Genomic DNA, 16,992 nt, shown 5'->3' on the forward strand with positions numbered 1-16,992 from the left:
AGCCCCGCCGCTCCAGCCTGCGCAAACGCCCACGGTGGTGCGCCCTGCCGTGCCGCGTGGCCCCCGGCCAGCACCCACAATGCCATCAGCCCTCAAAGGCTCTCCTATTTTATTGCTTACGACGGGTGAGTTGGTGGGCGGCATTTTTGGTGATGCCAAAATTCGCAAGCTGCTCGGCAATGTCAGTTTCCGGCAGGACGACGTGTTTCTCTACTGCGATTCGGCGTATCAGTACCTCGACCGCAATGAAGTCGAAGCCTTCAGCAACGTGCGCGTGGTGCAGAGCGACACCATGACTATCACCGGCGACCACGGCTTTTACGACGGCGCCAAGCGCACCGCCCGCATGACCGGCAACGTGGTGATGCGCGACACCCGCATGACGCTGACCACACCCAGCCTCGACTACGACCTGAACCGCAAAACGGCCGCCTACACCGAAACCGGCCACCTCACCGACCCGCAGAATACCCTCGACAGCCAGCAGGGCTTCTACGACACCAATACCAAAGTCTTCGTTTTTAAGCGCGACGTGCACCTCGTCACGCCCGACTCGGAACTCAACAACGACACGCTGCGCTATAACACGGTCAGCAAAATTGCCTACTTCAACGGCCCCACCCGCATCAAGGGCAAGCAGGGCAACCTCTACGCCGAGGGCGGCAACTACAACACCATCACGCGGGTATCGGATTTCAAGAAAAACGCCAAAATCGATACGCCCAACTACCTGCTCGGCGGCGACCAGCTGGTGTATGACGAGTTGAAACAGTACGGCGTGGCGAAGGGGCACGTATCGCTGATTTCCAAAAAAGACAACCTCACGCTGCGCGGCGACCTCGGCCGCTACTGGCGCGCGCTGGGCCGCACCAAGCTCTACGGCGGCCGCCCGGTGGTGCGCAACATCAGCCAGAAAGACACGCTCTACATGGCCGCCGACACGCTCGTTAGTGTGGAAGCCCGGCCCGGCCAGACCACCAAGCGCACCGTGCTCTACGCCTATCCGAAGGTGCAGATTTTCCGGGGCGCCATGCAGGGCATCTGCGACTCGCTGACCTACGACCGGCAGGACAGCATCATTTACCTGAACCAGGACCCCGTGCTCTGGCACACCAGAAACCAGCTTACGTCCGACTCGATGCAGATTCGCTCGAAGCGCGGCAAGGTGGATGAGCTGCGCCTGTTCGGCAATGCGTTTGCCGTGAACCAAGACACGCTGCTGAACTTCAACCAGACCAAGGGGCGCAGCATGCGCGCGTATTTCCGCGACGACAAGATGCGCCGCGTGGATGTGCTGGGCAACGCCGAAAGCATCTTTTATGCGCTCGACGGCGACACCGCCGTCACGGGCATGAACCGTATGCTCTCGGCCAATATGCGCCTGCTCTTTGCCGATAACAAGCTGAACAAGATATCAGTACTGACCAACCCCGAGGCCCGGTTCATTCCGACCCATGAACTGAAGCCCGACGACGAGCGTCTGAAAGGCTACGCCTGGCGGGCGAAGGAACGGCCCACCCGCCGCCAGGTGCTGGGCAAGCAGTTCGACGACCGCCCCAAAAAGAAGCCCGCGAAGAAAAAAGCCACGCCCAAGCGCACCACCAAAAAGCCGGCTCCGAAGAAAACGCCGGCCAAAACCGCCCCCAAAGCCCCCGCCAAACCCACGCCGTCGGCCGCTTCGGCGGGGCCGGCCAGCTCCGCTAAGCGCTAGCTGCAACCTTTGCCCGCGCCGCGGCACTCTTGCTGCTGCCGGCCCGGCATGGGCGCCGGCTTGCCTCCCCGGGCTCAAATCGTTACCTTTGCACCCCTTATGCCGATTTCCCGCCTTCCGGTTCTCTTCCTGCTCGTTACCACGTTGCTGCTCGGCGCTTGCGCCAGCGGCTACCAGCGCCTGCTGAAGAGCCCCGACGTGAATAAAAAATACGAAGCCGCCATTCAGTACTACGAGAAGGGCGACTACTTCCGGGCCGGCACGCTGCTCGAAGACCTGATTCCGCTGCTGAAAGGCCGGCCCGAGGCCGAAAAGGCCCAGTTCTACTTCGCCAACACGAACTACAAGCAGCGCAACTACGTGCTCAGTGCCTTCTATTTCAAATCGTTCACCGATACGTACCCCAATTCGGAGTACGCCGAGGAAGCCGCCTACCTGCACGCCAAGTCGCTGTTTCTGGACTCGCCGGGCTACGAGCTCGACCAGACAAATACGGTTTCCGCGCTCGAATCCATCCAGGATTTCCTGAATCGCTACGGTGACAGCAAGTTCAAGGGCGAGGTGGACGGCATGGCCCAGACGCTGCAAAAGAAGCTGGAAAACAAAGCGTTCGAAAGCGCGCGCCTGTACTACTCGTTGCGCTACAACCAAGCGGCCGTGACGGCCCTCACCAATTTCCAGCTGAACTACCCGGCGTCGGCCTACGCCGAGCAGGCGGCCTTCCTGCGTATTAGCGCCCAATATGCCTGGGCCCAGGAAAGCATCGAAACCAAGCAGCGCGAGCGTTATCTGGAGGTGGTCAACTTCTACCAGCAGTTCGTGGATGCGTATCCGCAAAGCAAAAACCTGAAAGCTGCCCTGGCCATGTACGACACCAGCCAGAGCGAAATTGCCCGGCTGAAAAACGTGTCCACCGCCGCGGCCAACTAAAGTTGCTGGTTTGGGGTTGCTGGTTCCTGGTTAATCGCCGAGCCATTGCACCTCCTCAGCCGGAACCTAGAAACAAGAAACGAGAAACAAAACAATAGCCCATGAAACCGAATCCCAACGCCGTACCGAGCTCCATCGTCACGCGCAACATCGCCGACATGACCGGTGACAACGGCAACGTGTACGAGGCCATCGCCGTGATTTCGAAGCGCGCCAACCAGCTGTCGCTGAAGCTGAAAGAGGAGCTGAACGACCGTCTGGCCGAGTTTGCCTCGACGGTTGATAACCTGGAAGAAGTATTCGAGAACCGCGAGCAAATCGAGGTGTCGAAGCAGTACGAGCGCATGCCCAAGCCCACTAGCCTGGCCATCGAGGAGTTCCTGCAGGGCAAAATTGCCTACACTACGCCCGAGCCGGAAGAAGTGCAGATTCCGCGCGAGCTGTTCTAAATCGCATTTAGCAGTTTAGACTGCTGAAAACGAACGTCATGCAGAGCGCAGCGAAGCATCTTTACCGCAATAGTAAAATCATTTACTGCTGCGGTAAAGATGCTTCGCTGCGCTCTGCATGACGTTCTTTGTTTTATAAGCCCGCTTTCCATGTCCGATTCCACCATCCCCACTTCCGCATCTGCCCTCGCCGGCCGCCGCATTCTGCTGGGCGTGAGCGGCAGCATCGCGGCCTATAAAGCCGCCCCGCTCACGCGTCTGCTGGTGCAGGCTGGGGCCGAAGTGCAGGTGATTCTCACCGAAGCGGCCGCCGCTTTCGTCACGCCGCTCACGCTGGGCACGCTCTCGAAAAAGCCGGTGCTCACGGGTTTTTTGCGCGATGCGGCCGCCGGCGAGTGGCACAACCACGTGGAGCTGGGCCTGTGGGCCGACGCGCTGCTGATTGCCCCGGCCAGCGCCAACACTATCGGCCAGCTGGCCAACGGCCTGTGCCCAAACCTGCTGTGCGCGGTATATCTGTCGGCCCGTTGCCCGGTATTCCTGGCGCCGGCCATGGACCTCGACATGTACGCCCACCCGGCCGTGACGCAGAACCTGGCCCGCCTGCGCAGCTACGGCAACCACGTGTTCGAATCGCCCAGCGGCGAGCTGGCCAGCGGCCTGCGCGGCCCCGGCCGCATGCTGGAGCCAGAGGATATGGTGGCGAAACTTATCGAAGTGTTGAGTTTTGAGGGTTGATTGTTGCGTTGGAAGGAGAGATTTTACGATTCTCTTTTAACTAAGCATTCCCGTTCAACTCAACATTCAACCCTCAAAACTCAACCCTCGCAAAGTGCACGTCCTCCTCACCGCCGGCCCTACCTACGAGCCCCTCGACCCCGTCCGCTTTCTCGGCAACCGCTCGACGGGCAAGATGGGCTACGCGCTGGCCGAAGCTTTCGCTGCCGAGGGCGCCGACGTGACGCTCGTGAGCGGCCCCAGCCAGCTGCCCGACCCGGCCAGCCCCCGCATCCGCACCGTGCGGGTAGAAACGGCGGCCGAGATGTTTGCGGCGGCGGAAAAAGTGGCGGCCGAGGCCGACGTATGGGTGTTTGCCGCCGCCGTGGCCGACTACCGGCCGGCGCAGGTAGCCAGCGAAAAAATCAAGAAATCGGGCGAAACGCTGACGCTGGAGCTGGTGAAAAACGTGGACATTGCCGCCACGCTGGGCCAGCGCAAGCGCGCTGAACAATTTGCCGTCGGTTTTGCGTTGGAAACGACGAACGAGCTGGCCCACGCCGAGGGCAAGCTGCGGCGCAAGAATTTCGACCTCGTGGTGCTGAATTCGCTGCGCGACGCGGGGGCAGGTTTCGGGCACGACACCAACAAGGTGACCGTGCTGGATGCCGCCGGCCAAATCGTTAATTTTGAGTTGCAGTCCAAAGCCGACGTGGCGCGCGGACTGGTTAGTTTGATTCTGGCCCGCCGGCCCATTTCTCCAAACGTATGATGCGATTTTTTCTCGCGGCCCGGCCGCTGCCCGTGCTGCTGCTGCTGGGGCTGCTCGTGCCCGGCCCCGCCCGCGCCCAGGAACTGCTGGCCGAGGTGCGCGTATCGACCGAAAACGTGACGATTTCGGACCCGAGCATTGTGACGCAGATGCAGAACGACATCCGCAACCTGCTCAATACCCAGGCCTGGACCAACCTCACCTACCAGCCCGGTGAGCGCATCCGCTGCAAGATGTTCATCGGCATCACGGCCATTCCGGTGAACGGCACTTACAGCTGCACCATGCGCCTGATTTCGACGCGCCCGGTGTACGGCACCGGCTACGAAACCAACGTGGTGAGCTTAGTTGATAAGAACTTCAATTTCAATTACTCGCCGCAGAACCCGCTGTCGTACTCGGCCAATAGCTTCACCTCCAACCTGGCCTCGCTGCTGGGCTTCTACGCCAACTTGGTAATTGGGCTCGACCGCGACTCGTTTGCCCGCCTCGGCGGCACCACCTACTACGAGCAGGCCCGTACCATTGTGAACTACACGGCTAACCAGACGCAAACCACCGAGCCCGATGAAGGGTGGCGCGGTACCGGCGCCCGCGAGCGCCACTGGCTGCTCGATAACCTGCTCGACCCGCAGCTCGAAGCCTTCCGCACCAGTCTCTACAGCTACTACCGGCAGGGCATGGACATTTTCATCGAGAAGCCCGACGATGCCCGCGCCTCGGTGCTGATGGCGCTGACGGGCGTGCAGAAAGCCGCCCTCACGCGGCCCGGTACGCTGTTTGTGCGCGCGTTTTTCGATGCAAAGTCGGACGAGATTACCAATGTTTTCCGCACCAGCACCGATGCGCAGCTCAAGCAACAGGTCGTGACGATGCTAACCGACGTAGACCCGACCAATTCGACCAAATATCAAACGCTGCTGAGGTAAATTATGCGTTATAAATTATGAATGGTTGTTAAGGTAACTTGCTAATTCATAACGCATAATTCAAAATTCATAATTAAAGTATAATGCTAGTCGATTTACGAATTAAGAATTACGCGCTGATTGAGCAGCTGGAATTGCGTCCGTCGCCGCTGCTGAACATTATTACGGGCGAAACCGGGGCCGGCAAATCCATTATGCTGGGCGCGATTGGGCTGTTGCTAGGCAACCGGGCCGATTCGCGCATGCTGTTCGATACCGAGCGCAAATGCGTGATTGAGGGGCAATTTGATATTGCCAACTACCAGCTGCAGGATATTTTCGAGGCTGAGGATTTGGATTATGACACGCACTGCATTTTGCGGCGCGAAATCAGCCCGAATGGAAAGTCGCGCGCCTTTGTGAACGACACGCCGGTAACGCTGGAGGCGCTGCGGAAAATCGGGGCCAACCTGATGGACATTCACTCGCAGCACGACACGCTGCTGCTGGGTGATGGCGTTTTTCAATTGAATTTGCTGGATTTGTACGCCGGGCTGGTGCCGCAGCGCACCATGTACAGCCACGCCTACCGGCAGTACCGCAAGCTCGAAACCGACCTGCAGGCGCTGGAAAGCCAGGCCGCGCAGGCCAGCAAGGAACTCGATTACAACAGCTTTCTGCTGAACGAGCTGGAGGAAGCCAAGCTGGACAACGAGGACCAGGACGCGCTGGAGCAGGAAATCAAGCAGCTCGAGCACGCCGAGGAAATCAAATACAAGCTGAGCCAGGCCCTGCACGGCCTGCGCGACAGCGAAACCTGCGCCACCGGCAACCTGAAGGAAGCCGTGGGCCTGCTGGGCCAGGTGGCCAGCTACGCCGATAACTTCCAGGAGCTACGCGAGCGGCTGAACTCCTGCCTGATTGAACTGCACGACATTGCCGACGAGGTGGAAACTGCCGAGCGCCGCACCGAGGGCGACCCCGCCCGCGCCGAGGAGCTGCAGGACCGCCTGAATGTGCTCTACACCCTGCAGCGCAAGCACCAGGCCCGCGACCTGCCCGCCCTGATTGCGGTGCGCGACGCGCTGCGCCAGAAAGTGGGCTCGGTGCTGAACCTGGACAAGGAAATCAACCGCCTGCGCAAAGACTCCGACGCGGCGTTGGCGGCCGTGACCAAGCAGGGCAGCAAGCTGTCGGAAAGCCGGCGCAAGTCGTTTCCGCAGTTTGAGAAGCAGCTGGGGCTGCTGCTGGCCGATTTGGGCATGCCCAACGCCCGCATCGTGGTACAGCACAGCACCGGCGCGCCGGCCACCAGCGGCATCGACGTGGTGAGCATCCTCTTCACCGCCAACAAGGGTGCGCAGCCCCAGACGCTAAGCAAAGCCGCCTCAGGGGGCGAGTTCTCGCGCCTGATGCTGTGCATCAAGTACATGCTGGCCGATAAGACGGCTTTGCCGACAATAGTATTCGACGAGATTGACACCGGTATTTCGGGCGAAATCGCGGTGAAGGTAGGCCGCATGATGCAGCAGATGGCGCAGAAGCACCAGCTCGTGGCTATTTCGCACCTGCCGCAGATGGCGGCGGCCGGCGATGTGCACTACTTCGTGTATAAGGAAGACCGCGCCGACCGCACCGTGAGCCGCATCCGCGAGCTGAACCAGGATGACCGCATCAAAGAAATTGCGCACATGATTGCGGGCGCCAAGCCCAGCGAAAATGCCTTCCAGAGCGCCCGCGAGCTGCTGGCGCTGCGCGGGGAGGCCGTTTCAATGGGTGAATGAGCGAATGAGTGAATGGGTGAATGGCTAACTTGCGCTGAAATGGAGAAGCTGTCGAAGTGACTGTGCCATTCACCCATTCACTCATTCACTCATTCACCCAATGTCAAATAACCTCCTCGCCGGCAAAGTCGGCATTATTTCCGGCGCGCTCAACGACCAATCCATTGCCTGGAAAGTGGCCCAGCGGGCGCACGCCGAAGGGGCACGCTTCGTGCTCACCAACGCGCCGCTGGCCATGCGCATGGGCGAAATCAACAAGCTGAGCGAGGAGTGCAACGCGCCCATTATCCCGGCCGACGCTACTTCGACCGAGGAGCTGGAGGCGCTGTTTTCGGGCGCGCAGGAGAAGCTTGGCGGCAAGATTGACTTCGTGCTGCACAGCATTGGCATGAGCGCCAACATTCGCAAAAAGAAGCACTACGGCGAGCTGGACTACAAATTCTTCAACCAGACCATCGACGTGTCGGCCCTGTCGTTCCATAAGATGATGGCCGTGGCTGAGAAGCTCGACGCCATGAACGAGTGGGGCAGCATTGTGGCCCTGAGCTACATCGCCGCCCAGCGCGCCTTCCTCGACTACACCGACATGACGCAGGCCAAGGCCATGCTCGAAAGCATTGCCCGCAGCTACGGCCAGCGCTTCGGCAAGCTGAAAAAGGTGCGCGTGAACACGGTATCGCAGTCGCCCACCAAAACCACGGCCGGCACCGGCATCACGGGCTTCGACGCCTTCTACAACTTCGCCGACATGATGTCGCCGCTGGGCAACGCCCCGGCCGAGGCCTGCGCCGACTACTGCATCTCGCTGTTCTCGGACCTGACCCGTTACGTGACCATGCAGAACCTGATGCACGACGGTGGCTTCAGCACCACCGGCATCTCGGCTGAGATGGTGGACGTGCTGACGAAGGTTTCGGGCATGCAGGAGTAATGCTGATTTGTTGAAAAAGGAAAAGCCCGGCCAATTGGCCGGGCTTTTTTGTTGGGCTTACGTAGCCCCAGGCTAATACAAGGTGCGCCTGATTGTTAATGAGAATTCGGTATAGCTGCGCACTTGGTTGAAGGCTACGCCGGCCAACAAGCGCCCTGGCAGGTAGTGCTGCAGCCGGGCCTGCCATTGCCAGCCGCCGGGCCAGCGCGTGGCCTGCGCGCTACCCACCATGTTCAGTGGCAACTGCGAGCTGCTGAGGCCAAACAGGTAGCCGTAGCCCGCTGCCGTAGCTGGCGCTTCGGCGGTAAGGGGGCTGAGCTGCGCGTAGCCGCCTCCCAGGAGTAGATTGGGTAGCCACGCGGCCCCGATACTGTAAATTGATGTACTTGCCGTGGCCGTGTAGCTGCTGAACAGCAGGTTGGCCGGCGCGGCCCGCAGGTGCTGGTAGTCGAGGCTGGGGTAAATGGTGAAGTGGCGCCCCGGCCGTATGCTATGTAGGTTCAGGCCGGCAGTGACTACCTGGTTGCTGCTAAAGTTGGTTTGGCAGGCCACGCTGGCCGTGATGGGCAGCCGCACCAGCCGTGGCCCGTATAGTTTCAGGGTACCGCCGAAGGGAGCGTAGCGGACTCCGCTGCTCAGGCCGACTTCGGCGAGCGGCTGTATTATTTCGCAGTCGATAATCTGCCTGGTATTGACTACCAGCCGCACGATGCTGGTACTGCCGGCGGCCACGTGGCGCTGCTGTGTAACGTAGCCGATACTGGAGAACGTGAGCGCAATACTGTCGGCCGTCGATGGCAGGGCGAGGGAGAAGCGGCCTTCGATATCGGCGGAAACGCCGTTGAGCGTACCGGTTTGCAGCACGGAGACGCCCGGTAATCCATCGCCGGATTTGGCATCGACCACGCGCCCGGAAACAGTAGTTTGCGCACGCGCAAAGTGGGGCAGCAGCCAGACGCCGCAAAACAAGAGTAGTAAAGACCGCATCAGCGAAGCTTTAGAAATTGGAAGTGGCAGGCTGATGCGGCCCGCGCCGGAATTACATAAGCCACCGGCCGCAAATGTTTTTTTGCCGGCCTCGCGTCATCGTTCCCGGCAACGATTGCGCGAAAATACCCGCACCCGGCCGCGCCAATTGACCGGGGCGGCCGGTAAGTTGCGGCCGCAACTACCTCCCGAACCATGAAAAATCTATTGCTGCTACTGCTGCTAAGCTGCGGCGGGCTGGGCCGGGCCTGGGGCTACGATTTTGTGGTGGCGCAGGATGGCAGCGGGCAGTTTCGCACCGTGCAGGAAGCCTTCAATGCGGTGCCGGACTTTCGCAAGAAGGTGACGACCATCTTTGTAAAAAAGGGCATTTACAAGGAGAAGCTGATTCTGGCCGGCTCGAAGCAGCTGGTGAAACTCATTGGCGAAGACCGAGATTTGACCATCCTGACCTACGACGACTACAACCAGAAGAAGAATATTTTTGGGGAAGACAAGGGCACGTCGGGCTCGGCGAGCTGCTACATCTACGGTACCGATTTTTCGGCCGAGAACCTGACGTTTCAGAATTCATCGGGGCCGGTGGGGCAGGCGGTGGCCGTGTGGGTCGATGGCGACAAGGCCGCGTTTATAAACTGCCGGTTTCTAGGGTTTCAGGATACATTGTACACGTATGGGCGCGGCAGCCGGCAGTTTTACAAGAGTTGCTACATTGAGGGCACCGTAGATTTCATCTTCGGTTCGAGCACGGCGTGGTTCGAAGACTGCGAGATTTTCTGCAAGCGCGGCGGGTTCGTCACGGCCGCCAGCACGCCCGACACGGCGCGATTCGGCTACGTGTTCAGCCACTGCCGCATCGGCGGCGACGCGCCGGCCGGCAGCTTCGGCCTGGGCCGGCCCTGGCGGCCCTACGCTAAAACCGTATTTCTGAATTGCACACTGGGGGCCATGATTCGGCCCGAAGGCTGGGACCCCTGGGACAAGGAGTCGAACAAGAAAACTGCCTACTACGCCGAGTATCAGTCGAGCGGGCCGGGGGCCGCGCCGAAGCAGCGCGTGCCGTGGTCGCACCAGCTCACGGCGGCCGAAGCCAGGCAGTACACCCGCGACAACGTGCTGCACGGCTGGCAGCCGTAGGGGCAGTAGTGCGAACTTTTAGTTCACGGCCTCGCGCGCCGGTGGTTTATCAATGTCATTTCAGCCATGGACGCGAACTAAAAGCTCGCGCTACTTCTATGAAACTTCTGCTTCTCGCGCTGCTGGCTGTTACCCCGGCCTTCGCCCAAACGCCCGCCACCATTACCGTGGCACCCGACGGCAGCGGTACTTTCCGCACCGTGCAGGCCGCCGTGGATGCCGTGCCTAACCAGTCGCAAACGACCGTCACCATTCGCATCAAGCCCGGCACTTACCGCGAAAAGCTGGTGGTGCCCACGCTCAAAACGCACATCAGGCTGGTAGGGGAGCAGGCCGAAACCACCATCCTCACCTTCGCCGACCACACCGGCGACGCAGCCGGACACGATACGTACTCCTCACACTCGGTGCTGGTGCAGGCCAACGACTTCACGGCCGAGAACGTCACTTTCGAAAACACGGCCGGCTACACTGCCGGCCAGGCCGTGGCCCTGCATGTGGAGGGCGACCGCGCCACGTTCCGCCGCTGCCGCGTGGTGGGCAACCAGGACATTCTATTTCTGGCTACCGGCCACACCCGCCAGTATTTTCAGGATTGCTACCTCGAAGGCACCACCGATTTCATCTTCGGCGCCAGCACGGCCGTGTTCGACCATTGCTTCATAAAGAGCAAGAAAAATTCCTTCATCACGGCCGCTTCCACGCCCGAGGGGCAGCGCTTCGGCTTCGTGTTTCTCAGTTGCAAGCTGACGGCCGATACGGCCCTGGCCAAGAAGGTGCACCTCGGCCGGCCCTGGCGGCCCAATGCCAAAGTGGTGTATCTGAATACCGAAATGGGCCGCCACATCGCGCCAGCCGGCTGGGACAACTGGAAAAACCCGGCCAACGAAAAGACGGCCTACTTCGCCGAATTTCGCTCCACCGGGCCGGGCGCGAATGCGGCAGCGCGGGTGCCGTGGTCGCATCAGCTCACGGCCAAAGAGGCGAAGGGCTACACGCTGAAGGAGATTTTTACGGCGGAGGTACCGTGGATGCCGGGGAGGTAGCACCTTCTGTCATTGCGAGCGGAACGAAGTGGAGCGCGGCAATCTTTCCTTCCAATGCGACTAACTTTTAAGCAGCGAAAAGCTCCCGCATTGTGGCGTGGTGAGGTCTGGCGCTTTTCAATAGAAAATGTGTCACATCGTAAAGGCTGGTCGCTTCGAGAGGAAGGATTGCCACGGCCTGCGGCCTCGCAATGACAGAAGAACCTTAATACCCCCGGCTCAGGTCCACCAGATTCTCCAGCGGCCGGCCGTGGCGCAGGTTCTCGAGGTTGCGCAGCAGCACGTCGACCTTGCCTTCGTCTTCGAGGGGCTGGCCGCCGCCAGTGTGCTGGGTGAGCAGCACGTTGGGCAGGCTCCAGAGTGGGTTGTCGGGGGGCAGGGGCTCGATGGCCGTCACGTCGAGCACGGCGCCGCCGAGGTAGCCGGCTTGCAACAGGCGGATGAGGGCCGGCTCGTCGGTGGTGTTGCCGCGGCCCACACTGGCGTAGAAGCTGCCCGGGCGCATAGCATCAAGCAACTCGGCCGAGAAAAAGCCCTCGGCGCTGCCGGGCAGGGTGTTGATAACAATGTCGGTTTCGGGCAGGGCGGCTTTCAGGTCGGCTTTGGAGCGCAGTTGGGCTTCGGGATGGGTGCGGGCCAGCAGCTGCACCGCACACTCGAAGCCGCCGAGTTGCTGGCGCAGGGCCAGCGCAATGGCGCCCGCGCCCAGCACCACCACACGTTTGCCGCGCAGCTGGCCGGCGCGGTTGCGCACGTAGGCGCCGCCCACCCATTTCTTCTCGGCCTGCAGCACGGCCAGTTCGCCCAAGTGGCGGTAGAGGGCGAGCAGGCCGCCTACCATGGTTTCGGCGCAGGGCCAGGCAAAGAAGTCGCCCATATTGGCCACGGGCAGCGCCAGGCGCAGCTGGCGGTAGCGCTCGAAGCCGGCCGAGTCAATCTGCCAGAAGCGCAGGCGGGGCGAGTGGCCGGCCGCCAGCCACACCGGCGGCGGGTTGCCGAGTAGAATTTCGGCTTCCTGAAAGGTGGGAAACTGGTCTTCGGGAGCCAGGTCGGCGTTGAACGTAACGTCGACTTCGGGCGGAAGCTGCTGCAGCAGATAGGCGCGGGCCAGGGCGCTGAGGGGCGAATAAACGAACAGGCGCATAGCGGGGCGGCCACACGGGCCGCAGGCAACTGGCAAGGACAAGCCGGAAAAAGCCGGCGTCTGACAAAGGTGCTGCGCTGGCGCCGTACTTTTCGTGAATAATCAGCCTCACCGGTAAATAAAAGCCTGTTTCTGCGCTACTGTGGCGCTTTCTGCCTTTCGCATGCGCGCCTACCTGCAACAGCACGCCCACCTCACCGACGCTGAGCTGGAACAAACGCTGGCCGTGATTCAGCCCCGCACCTTTCGCAAGGGTACCGAGCTGTTCCACCCCGGCCCACCGCCCGACCGGCTCTACTTCATCGAAGCCGGTCTGGCCCGCGCCTACCGCCTCGTGCGCGGTGAAGATGTCACCAGTGCCTTCTACGGCGCCGATTCCTTCTGCTTTGATACGCTCAGCATCGTGGCCCAGGTGCCCACCGAGCTCTATTTTGAATGCCTGACCGACGTGCAGGCCCACGAAATCCTGGTTCCCGACCTCAACCGCCTGTTCCGGCGCGTGCCGCCCATCGAGCGCTTGGGCCGCCGCATCAACGAAAACCTGGTGTGCGGCCTCACCGAGCGCCTGCGCGCCTTCCAGATGGACGACCTGCGCACCCGCTACCTCGCCCTGCTGCGCCAAAACCCCGAACTGATTCAGCAGGTGCCGCAGCGGCACATCGCTACTTACCTGGGCGTGAAGCCAGAGAGCCTGAGCCGCATGCGGGCGCAGCTGTGATAGGGGAGGAGGAGTGAAAGGGAATGGGGAATAGGGTAGATGATATAAGGGGAAAAGAACGTCATGCTCGCCTTTGCTACTTGCCGCATTTCTTAACCTAGGTCATTGGGGCCGTTGGGGGAAGCCGGTACTTTTACCGCACTCCCTTCCCACCCAAACCCTAGCCAGCATGGCCAAGCAAGCCTATTCGCGCCGCGACCTCGCGTTTCAGCTCCACGAAGTGCTGCGAGTGGAGCGCCTGAACCGCTTCCCATATTTCCAGGACCACGACCGCGGCTCCATCGACCTCGTGCTCGACACCGCCGGCCGCTTCGCCGACCAGCTCCTGCGCCCCTTGCTCACCGACATGGACCGCCAGGAGCCGCAACTCGTCGACGGCCGCATCCGGATGCACCCCGGCATGCAGGCCATCACGCGCCGCTTCGGGCAGGATGGCTGGATAAACGCGCTGTTCAGCTATGAGGAAGGCGGGCAGCAGCTGCCCGGCACTGTGTACAACGCGGCGGTATTTGCCCTGCAGGCTACCAACTACTCGGCCAGCGTGCCGCCCTTTCTCACGCTGGGCGCGGCTAACCTGCTGCGCAGCTTTGCCACGCCCGAGCTGGCGGCCGCCTTCACGCCGCACATGTACGCCGGCAACTGGCAGGGCACCATGGCCCTCACCGAGCCCGACGCCGGCAGCTCGCTCTCCGACATCACCACCGCCGCCGAGCCCACTGACGAAGGCTACTATCGCCTGCGCGGCCAGAAAATCTACATCTCCTCGGGCGACCACGATGCCTGCGACAACGTGGTACACCTCATGCTGGCCCGCATCAAGGGCGCGCCGGCCGGGGCCAGGGGCATTTCGCTGTTTGCGGTGCCGCGCCAGCGCGTGGCCGAGGGCCTGCCGCACGCCGGTACGCAACCAGCCGATTTAATTGATAACGACGTCGTCACGGCCGGCATCTACCACAAGCTGGGCTGCAAGGGCGCGCCCATTGCCCACCTGATGATTGGCGGCAGCGACGACGCGCGCGGCTACCTCGTGGGCCTGCCCAACCAAGGCCTGCGCTACATGTTCCAGATGATGAACGAGGCCCGGCTGGCGGTGGGCGTGAGCGCGGCCGCCATCGGCACTGCGGCCTACTACGCGGCGCTGGAATACGCCCGCGCCCGGCCCCAGGGCCGCCCCGCGGCTGCCCGCGACATGGCAAAGCCCCAGGTCCCCATCATTCAGCACGCCGACGTGAAGCGCATGCTGCTCTTCCAGAAAGCCACCATGGAAGGCGCCCTGGGCCTGCTGCTGCAGTGCAGCTACTACATGGACGTGGCCCGGGCCGGCGAAGGCGCCGAGAAGGAGCGCGCCGAGCTGCTGCTCGACTTGCTGATGCCCATTGCCAAAACCTACCCCTCCGAAATGGGCGTGCTGAGCACCAGCGCCGCCATTCAGGTGCACGGCGGGGCGGGCTACACCACCGATTTTCCGGTGGAGCAGTTCTGGCGCGAGTCGCGCATTCACCCCATTCACGAGGGCACCACCGGCATTCAGGGACTCGACTTGCTGGGTCGGAAAATAACCCAGCACGACGGCCGGGCCGTGGCTCTGCTGCTCGAAGAAATACAGGCCGCCATTGCTGCCGCCGAAGCCGCGCCGGAGCTTCAACCACTGGCCGCGCAGCTCACGAAAAACCTAGGCCTGCTGCAACAAACCACCGGCCACCTGCTGGGCGTGGCCGCCCAGAACCACGAGCTTTTCCTGGCCGATGCCACGCTGTACCTGGAACTGGCGGGCTTGGTGGTGGTGGCCTGGCAGTGGCTGCGGCAGGCCACCGTGGCCCAGCAAGCCCTGCCTGCCACCCACGCCGACGACCAGGATTTCTACCACGGCAAGCTCATGGCCGCCCAGTATTTCTACGAATACGAGCTGGTGAAAGCCCCCGGCCTGGCCAAGCGCCTGCAGTCGCCCAATGCCGTAACGGTGGCTATGCAGGACGCGTGGTTCTGACGAAGCGCCCCACCCCCAGCCCCCTCTCCGACGGAGATGGGGAGCCGAACGATTTTTCAAAATTTTATCCACATCGTCCGGGCCGCCGTGGCTCCCCTGTCCATCGGAAAGGGGGCCGGGGGGTGAGGCGTTCCGTCAGAACCATGAAAAAGCTCGAAAATAAAGTCGTCTTCATTACCGGCGGGGCCTCGGGGCTGGGCCGTGCCGCCGCCGTGGCTGCCGCGGCCGAAGGAGCCAAAGTCGTCATCGCCGACCTGCCCGGTTCCGACCACGCCGCCGCCTTGGCCGAAGTGCAGGCGGCCGGGGCCAAAGCCACGTTTGCGCCGCTCGATGTGACCGATTCGGCCAGTATTCAGCAGGCCATTGCGGCTACGGTCGCAACATTCGGCCGGCTCGATGTGGCGCTGAACAATGCTGGCATCGGCGAAGGCTTTTTCAGCTTTCTCGACACCAGCGAGGAGTCGTTCCGGCGCATCGTCGACGTGAACCTCACCGGCGTATTCGTGTGCATGAAGCACGAGCTGGCGCACTTCGTGCGGCAGGGTGGGGGCGTCATCGTGAACATGTCGTCGCTCGCCGGCCTGAAGGGCGCGCCCGGCCTGAGCGCCTACGTGGCCTCGAAGCACGGCGTGCTGGGCCTCACCCGTGTTGCGGCGCAAGAGTTTGCCCGCCGCAACGTGCGCGTGAATGCCCTCTGCCCGTACTACATCGACACGCCGCTCATCAAGGACGCGCCGGAGGAGCTACGGCAGCAAATGGTGGCCGCCAGCCCCATGAAGCGTCTAGGCCGCGCCGAGGAAGTAGCCAAAGCATTCATTTACCTGGCCTCCGACGATTCCAGCTACACCAACGGCACCCAGCTGGTGATTGACAGTGGGGTGATTTCATAGTATTTCAACCAACCTAAGCCCCACCGCTGGTTGCTTCGCGTCAGGCTTTCCTCTCCCCGAAGAGAGAGGCCGGGGGGAAGTTTCACCGGCAGAACGAAAAGCTATGGATTTCACACCCAGCCCCCGCTCCCAGGATTACCTCGCCCGCGTGCAGGCCTTTATGGCCGAGCACATTGCGCCTATTGAAGATGAATATCACGACGCTAATCGCGCCGCCAACGCCGGCCCCGATTGGCAAACCTGGCGCGTGCTGCCCGTCGTCGAAGCGCTGAAAGCCAAAGCCAAAGCCGCCGGCCTCTGGAATCTGTTTCTGCCCGATGCCACCCACGGCGCCGGCCTCAGCACGCTCGAATACGCGCCCATTGCTGAGGCCACTGGCCGCAGCTTGCTCGCGCCCACCGTGTTCAACTGCAACGCGCCCGATACCGGCAACATGGAGGTGCTGCACTACTTCGGCACCGAAGCCCAGAAACAGGAGTGGTTGCAGCCGCTGCTGGCCGGCGAAATTCGCTCCGTCTTCTGCATGACCGAGCCCGATGTGGCCTCCTCCGATGCCACCAATATGCAGGCCACCATTCAGGAAGACGGCGACGAGCTGGTGCTGAACGGCCGCAAGTGGTGGGCCACCGGCCTGGGCCATCCCAATGCCAAGCTGGCCATCTTCATGGGTTTCTCGAACCCCGACGCCGCGCCCCACGCCCGCCACAGTATGGTGCTGGTGCCGCTGGCCACGCCCGGCATCAACATCCAGCGCATGCTGCCCGCTTTCAGCGACTACGACCCGCCCTACGGGCACGGCGAAGTGTGGTTTGAGAACGTGCGCGTGCCCCGCGCCAACCTGCTGCGCGGCCTTGGCGACGGCTTTGCCATTGCGCAGGGCC

General features: G+C 61.9%; 16 protein-coding genes. 14 read left to right on the plus strand and 2 right to left on the minus strand.

The features are described from left to right. The 8 genes from ACYVDE_RS03460 to ACYVDE_RS03495 all read left to right on the plus strand — a co-directional run. A partial coding sequence (locus ACYVDE_RS03460) for an OstA-like protein (protein ID WP_460500087.1) occupies positions 1-1,711 on the plus strand: 1,711 nt, incomplete at its 5' end. A gap of 99 nt (positions 1,712-1,810) precedes the next feature. Next, a complete protein-coding gene (locus tag ACYVDE_RS03465) occupies positions 1,811-2,641 on the plus strand; it encodes an outer membrane protein assembly factor BamD (RefSeq protein ID WP_460500088.1) in 831 nt (276 codons plus the stop codon). A gap of 101 nt (positions 2,642-2,742) precedes the next feature. Continuing rightward, positions 2,743-3,090, plus strand: a complete 348-nt coding sequence (locus tag ACYVDE_RS03470; RefSeq protein WP_460500089.1) for a DNA-directed RNA polymerase subunit omega — start codon at positions 2,743-2,745, stop codon at positions 3,088-3,090. Positions 3,091-3,240: 150 nt separating this feature from the next. Next, positions 3,241-3,828: a phosphopantothenoylcysteine synthetase/decarboxylase family protein gene (locus tag ACYVDE_RS03475; protein ID WP_460500090.1), complete on the plus strand. Its 588-nt coding sequence runs from the start codon at positions 3,241-3,243 to the stop codon at positions 3,826-3,828. Positions 3,829-3,922: 94 nt separating this feature from the next. Continuing rightward, complete coding sequence (locus ACYVDE_RS03480; protein ID WP_460500091.1) at positions 3,923-4,579, plus strand: phosphopantothenoylcysteine synthetase/decarboxylase family protein; 657 nt, start codon at positions 3,923-3,925, stop codon at positions 4,577-4,579. Continuing rightward, the gene (porD, locus tag ACYVDE_RS03485; protein ID WP_460500092.1) at positions 4,576-5,508 is read left to right on the plus strand and encodes a DUF4835 family protein; all 933 of its coding nucleotides are present in this window, start codon (positions 4,576-4,578) and stop codon (positions 5,506-5,508) included. Before ACYVDE_RS03480 ends, porD begins: the two co-directional genes overlap by 4 nt. A gap of 83 nt (positions 5,509-5,591) precedes the next feature. After that, positions 5,592-7,271, plus strand: a complete 1,680-nt coding sequence (gene recN, locus ACYVDE_RS03490) for a DNA repair protein RecN (RefSeq protein ID WP_460500093.1) — start codon at positions 5,592-5,594, stop codon at positions 7,269-7,271. Positions 7,272-7,371: 100 nt separating this feature from the next. Further along, positions 7,372-8,202, plus strand: coding sequence for an enoyl-ACP reductase FabI (locus ACYVDE_RS03495; RefSeq protein WP_460500094.1), 831 nt, complete (start codon positions 7,372-7,374; stop codon positions 8,200-8,202). Between the two features lie 72 nt (positions 8,203-8,274). Here the strand turns inward: ACYVDE_RS03495 and ACYVDE_RS03500 are convergent, their stop codons facing one another. After that, positions 8,275-9,189 carry a carboxypeptidase-like regulatory domain-containing protein gene (locus ACYVDE_RS03500; RefSeq protein WP_460500095.1) on the minus strand — a complete coding sequence of 305 codons (915 nt, stop codon included), beginning with the start codon at positions 9,187-9,189 and terminating at the stop codon, positions 8,275-8,277. Positions 9,190-9,384: 195 nt separating this feature from the next. Between ACYVDE_RS03500 and ACYVDE_RS03505 the strand changes: the two genes are divergently transcribed. Further along, entirely contained in the window at positions 9,385-10,326 is a 942-nt protein-coding gene (locus tag ACYVDE_RS03505) for a pectinesterase (RefSeq protein ID WP_460500096.1), read from the plus strand. A gap of 98 nt (positions 10,327-10,424) precedes the next feature. Continuing rightward, entirely contained in the window at positions 10,425-11,372 is a 948-nt protein-coding gene (locus ACYVDE_RS03510; RefSeq protein WP_460500097.1) for a pectinesterase, read from the plus strand. Positions 11,373-11,577: 205 nt separating this feature from the next. Here ACYVDE_RS03510 and ACYVDE_RS03515 read toward each other — a convergent pair whose 3' ends face one another. Further along, entirely contained in the window at positions 11,578-12,516 is a 939-nt protein-coding gene (locus tag ACYVDE_RS03515; RefSeq protein WP_460500098.1) for a D-2-hydroxyacid dehydrogenase, read from the minus strand. A gap of 163 nt (positions 12,517-12,679) precedes the next feature. Between ACYVDE_RS03515 and ACYVDE_RS03520 the strand changes: the two genes are divergently transcribed. From ACYVDE_RS03520 to ACYVDE_RS03535, 4 genes are all read left to right on the plus strand, one after another. Continuing rightward, positions 12,680-13,234 carry a Crp/Fnr family transcriptional regulator gene (locus tag ACYVDE_RS03520; protein WP_460500099.1) on the plus strand — a complete coding sequence of 185 codons (555 nt, stop codon included), beginning with the start codon at positions 12,680-12,682 and terminating at the stop codon, positions 13,232-13,234. 169 nt (positions 13,235-13,403) lie between these two features. Further along, on the plus strand, positions 13,404-15,221 hold the full coding sequence (locus ACYVDE_RS03525) for an acyl-CoA dehydrogenase (protein WP_460500100.1): 1,818 nt from the start codon (positions 13,404-13,406) through the stop codon (positions 15,219-15,221). Positions 15,222-15,364: 143 nt separating this feature from the next. Further along, the gene (locus ACYVDE_RS03530) at positions 15,365-16,111 is read left to right on the plus strand and encodes an SDR family NAD(P)-dependent oxidoreductase (protein ID WP_460500101.1); all 747 of its coding nucleotides are present in this window, start codon (positions 15,365-15,367) and stop codon (positions 16,109-16,111) included. A 103-nt stretch (positions 16,112-16,214) separates the two neighbouring features. Then, a partial coding sequence (locus ACYVDE_RS03535) for an acyl-CoA dehydrogenase family protein (RefSeq protein WP_460500102.1) occupies positions 16,215-16,992 on the plus strand: 778 nt, incomplete at its 3' end.

Source organism: Hymenobacter agri (assembly GCF_054778495.1).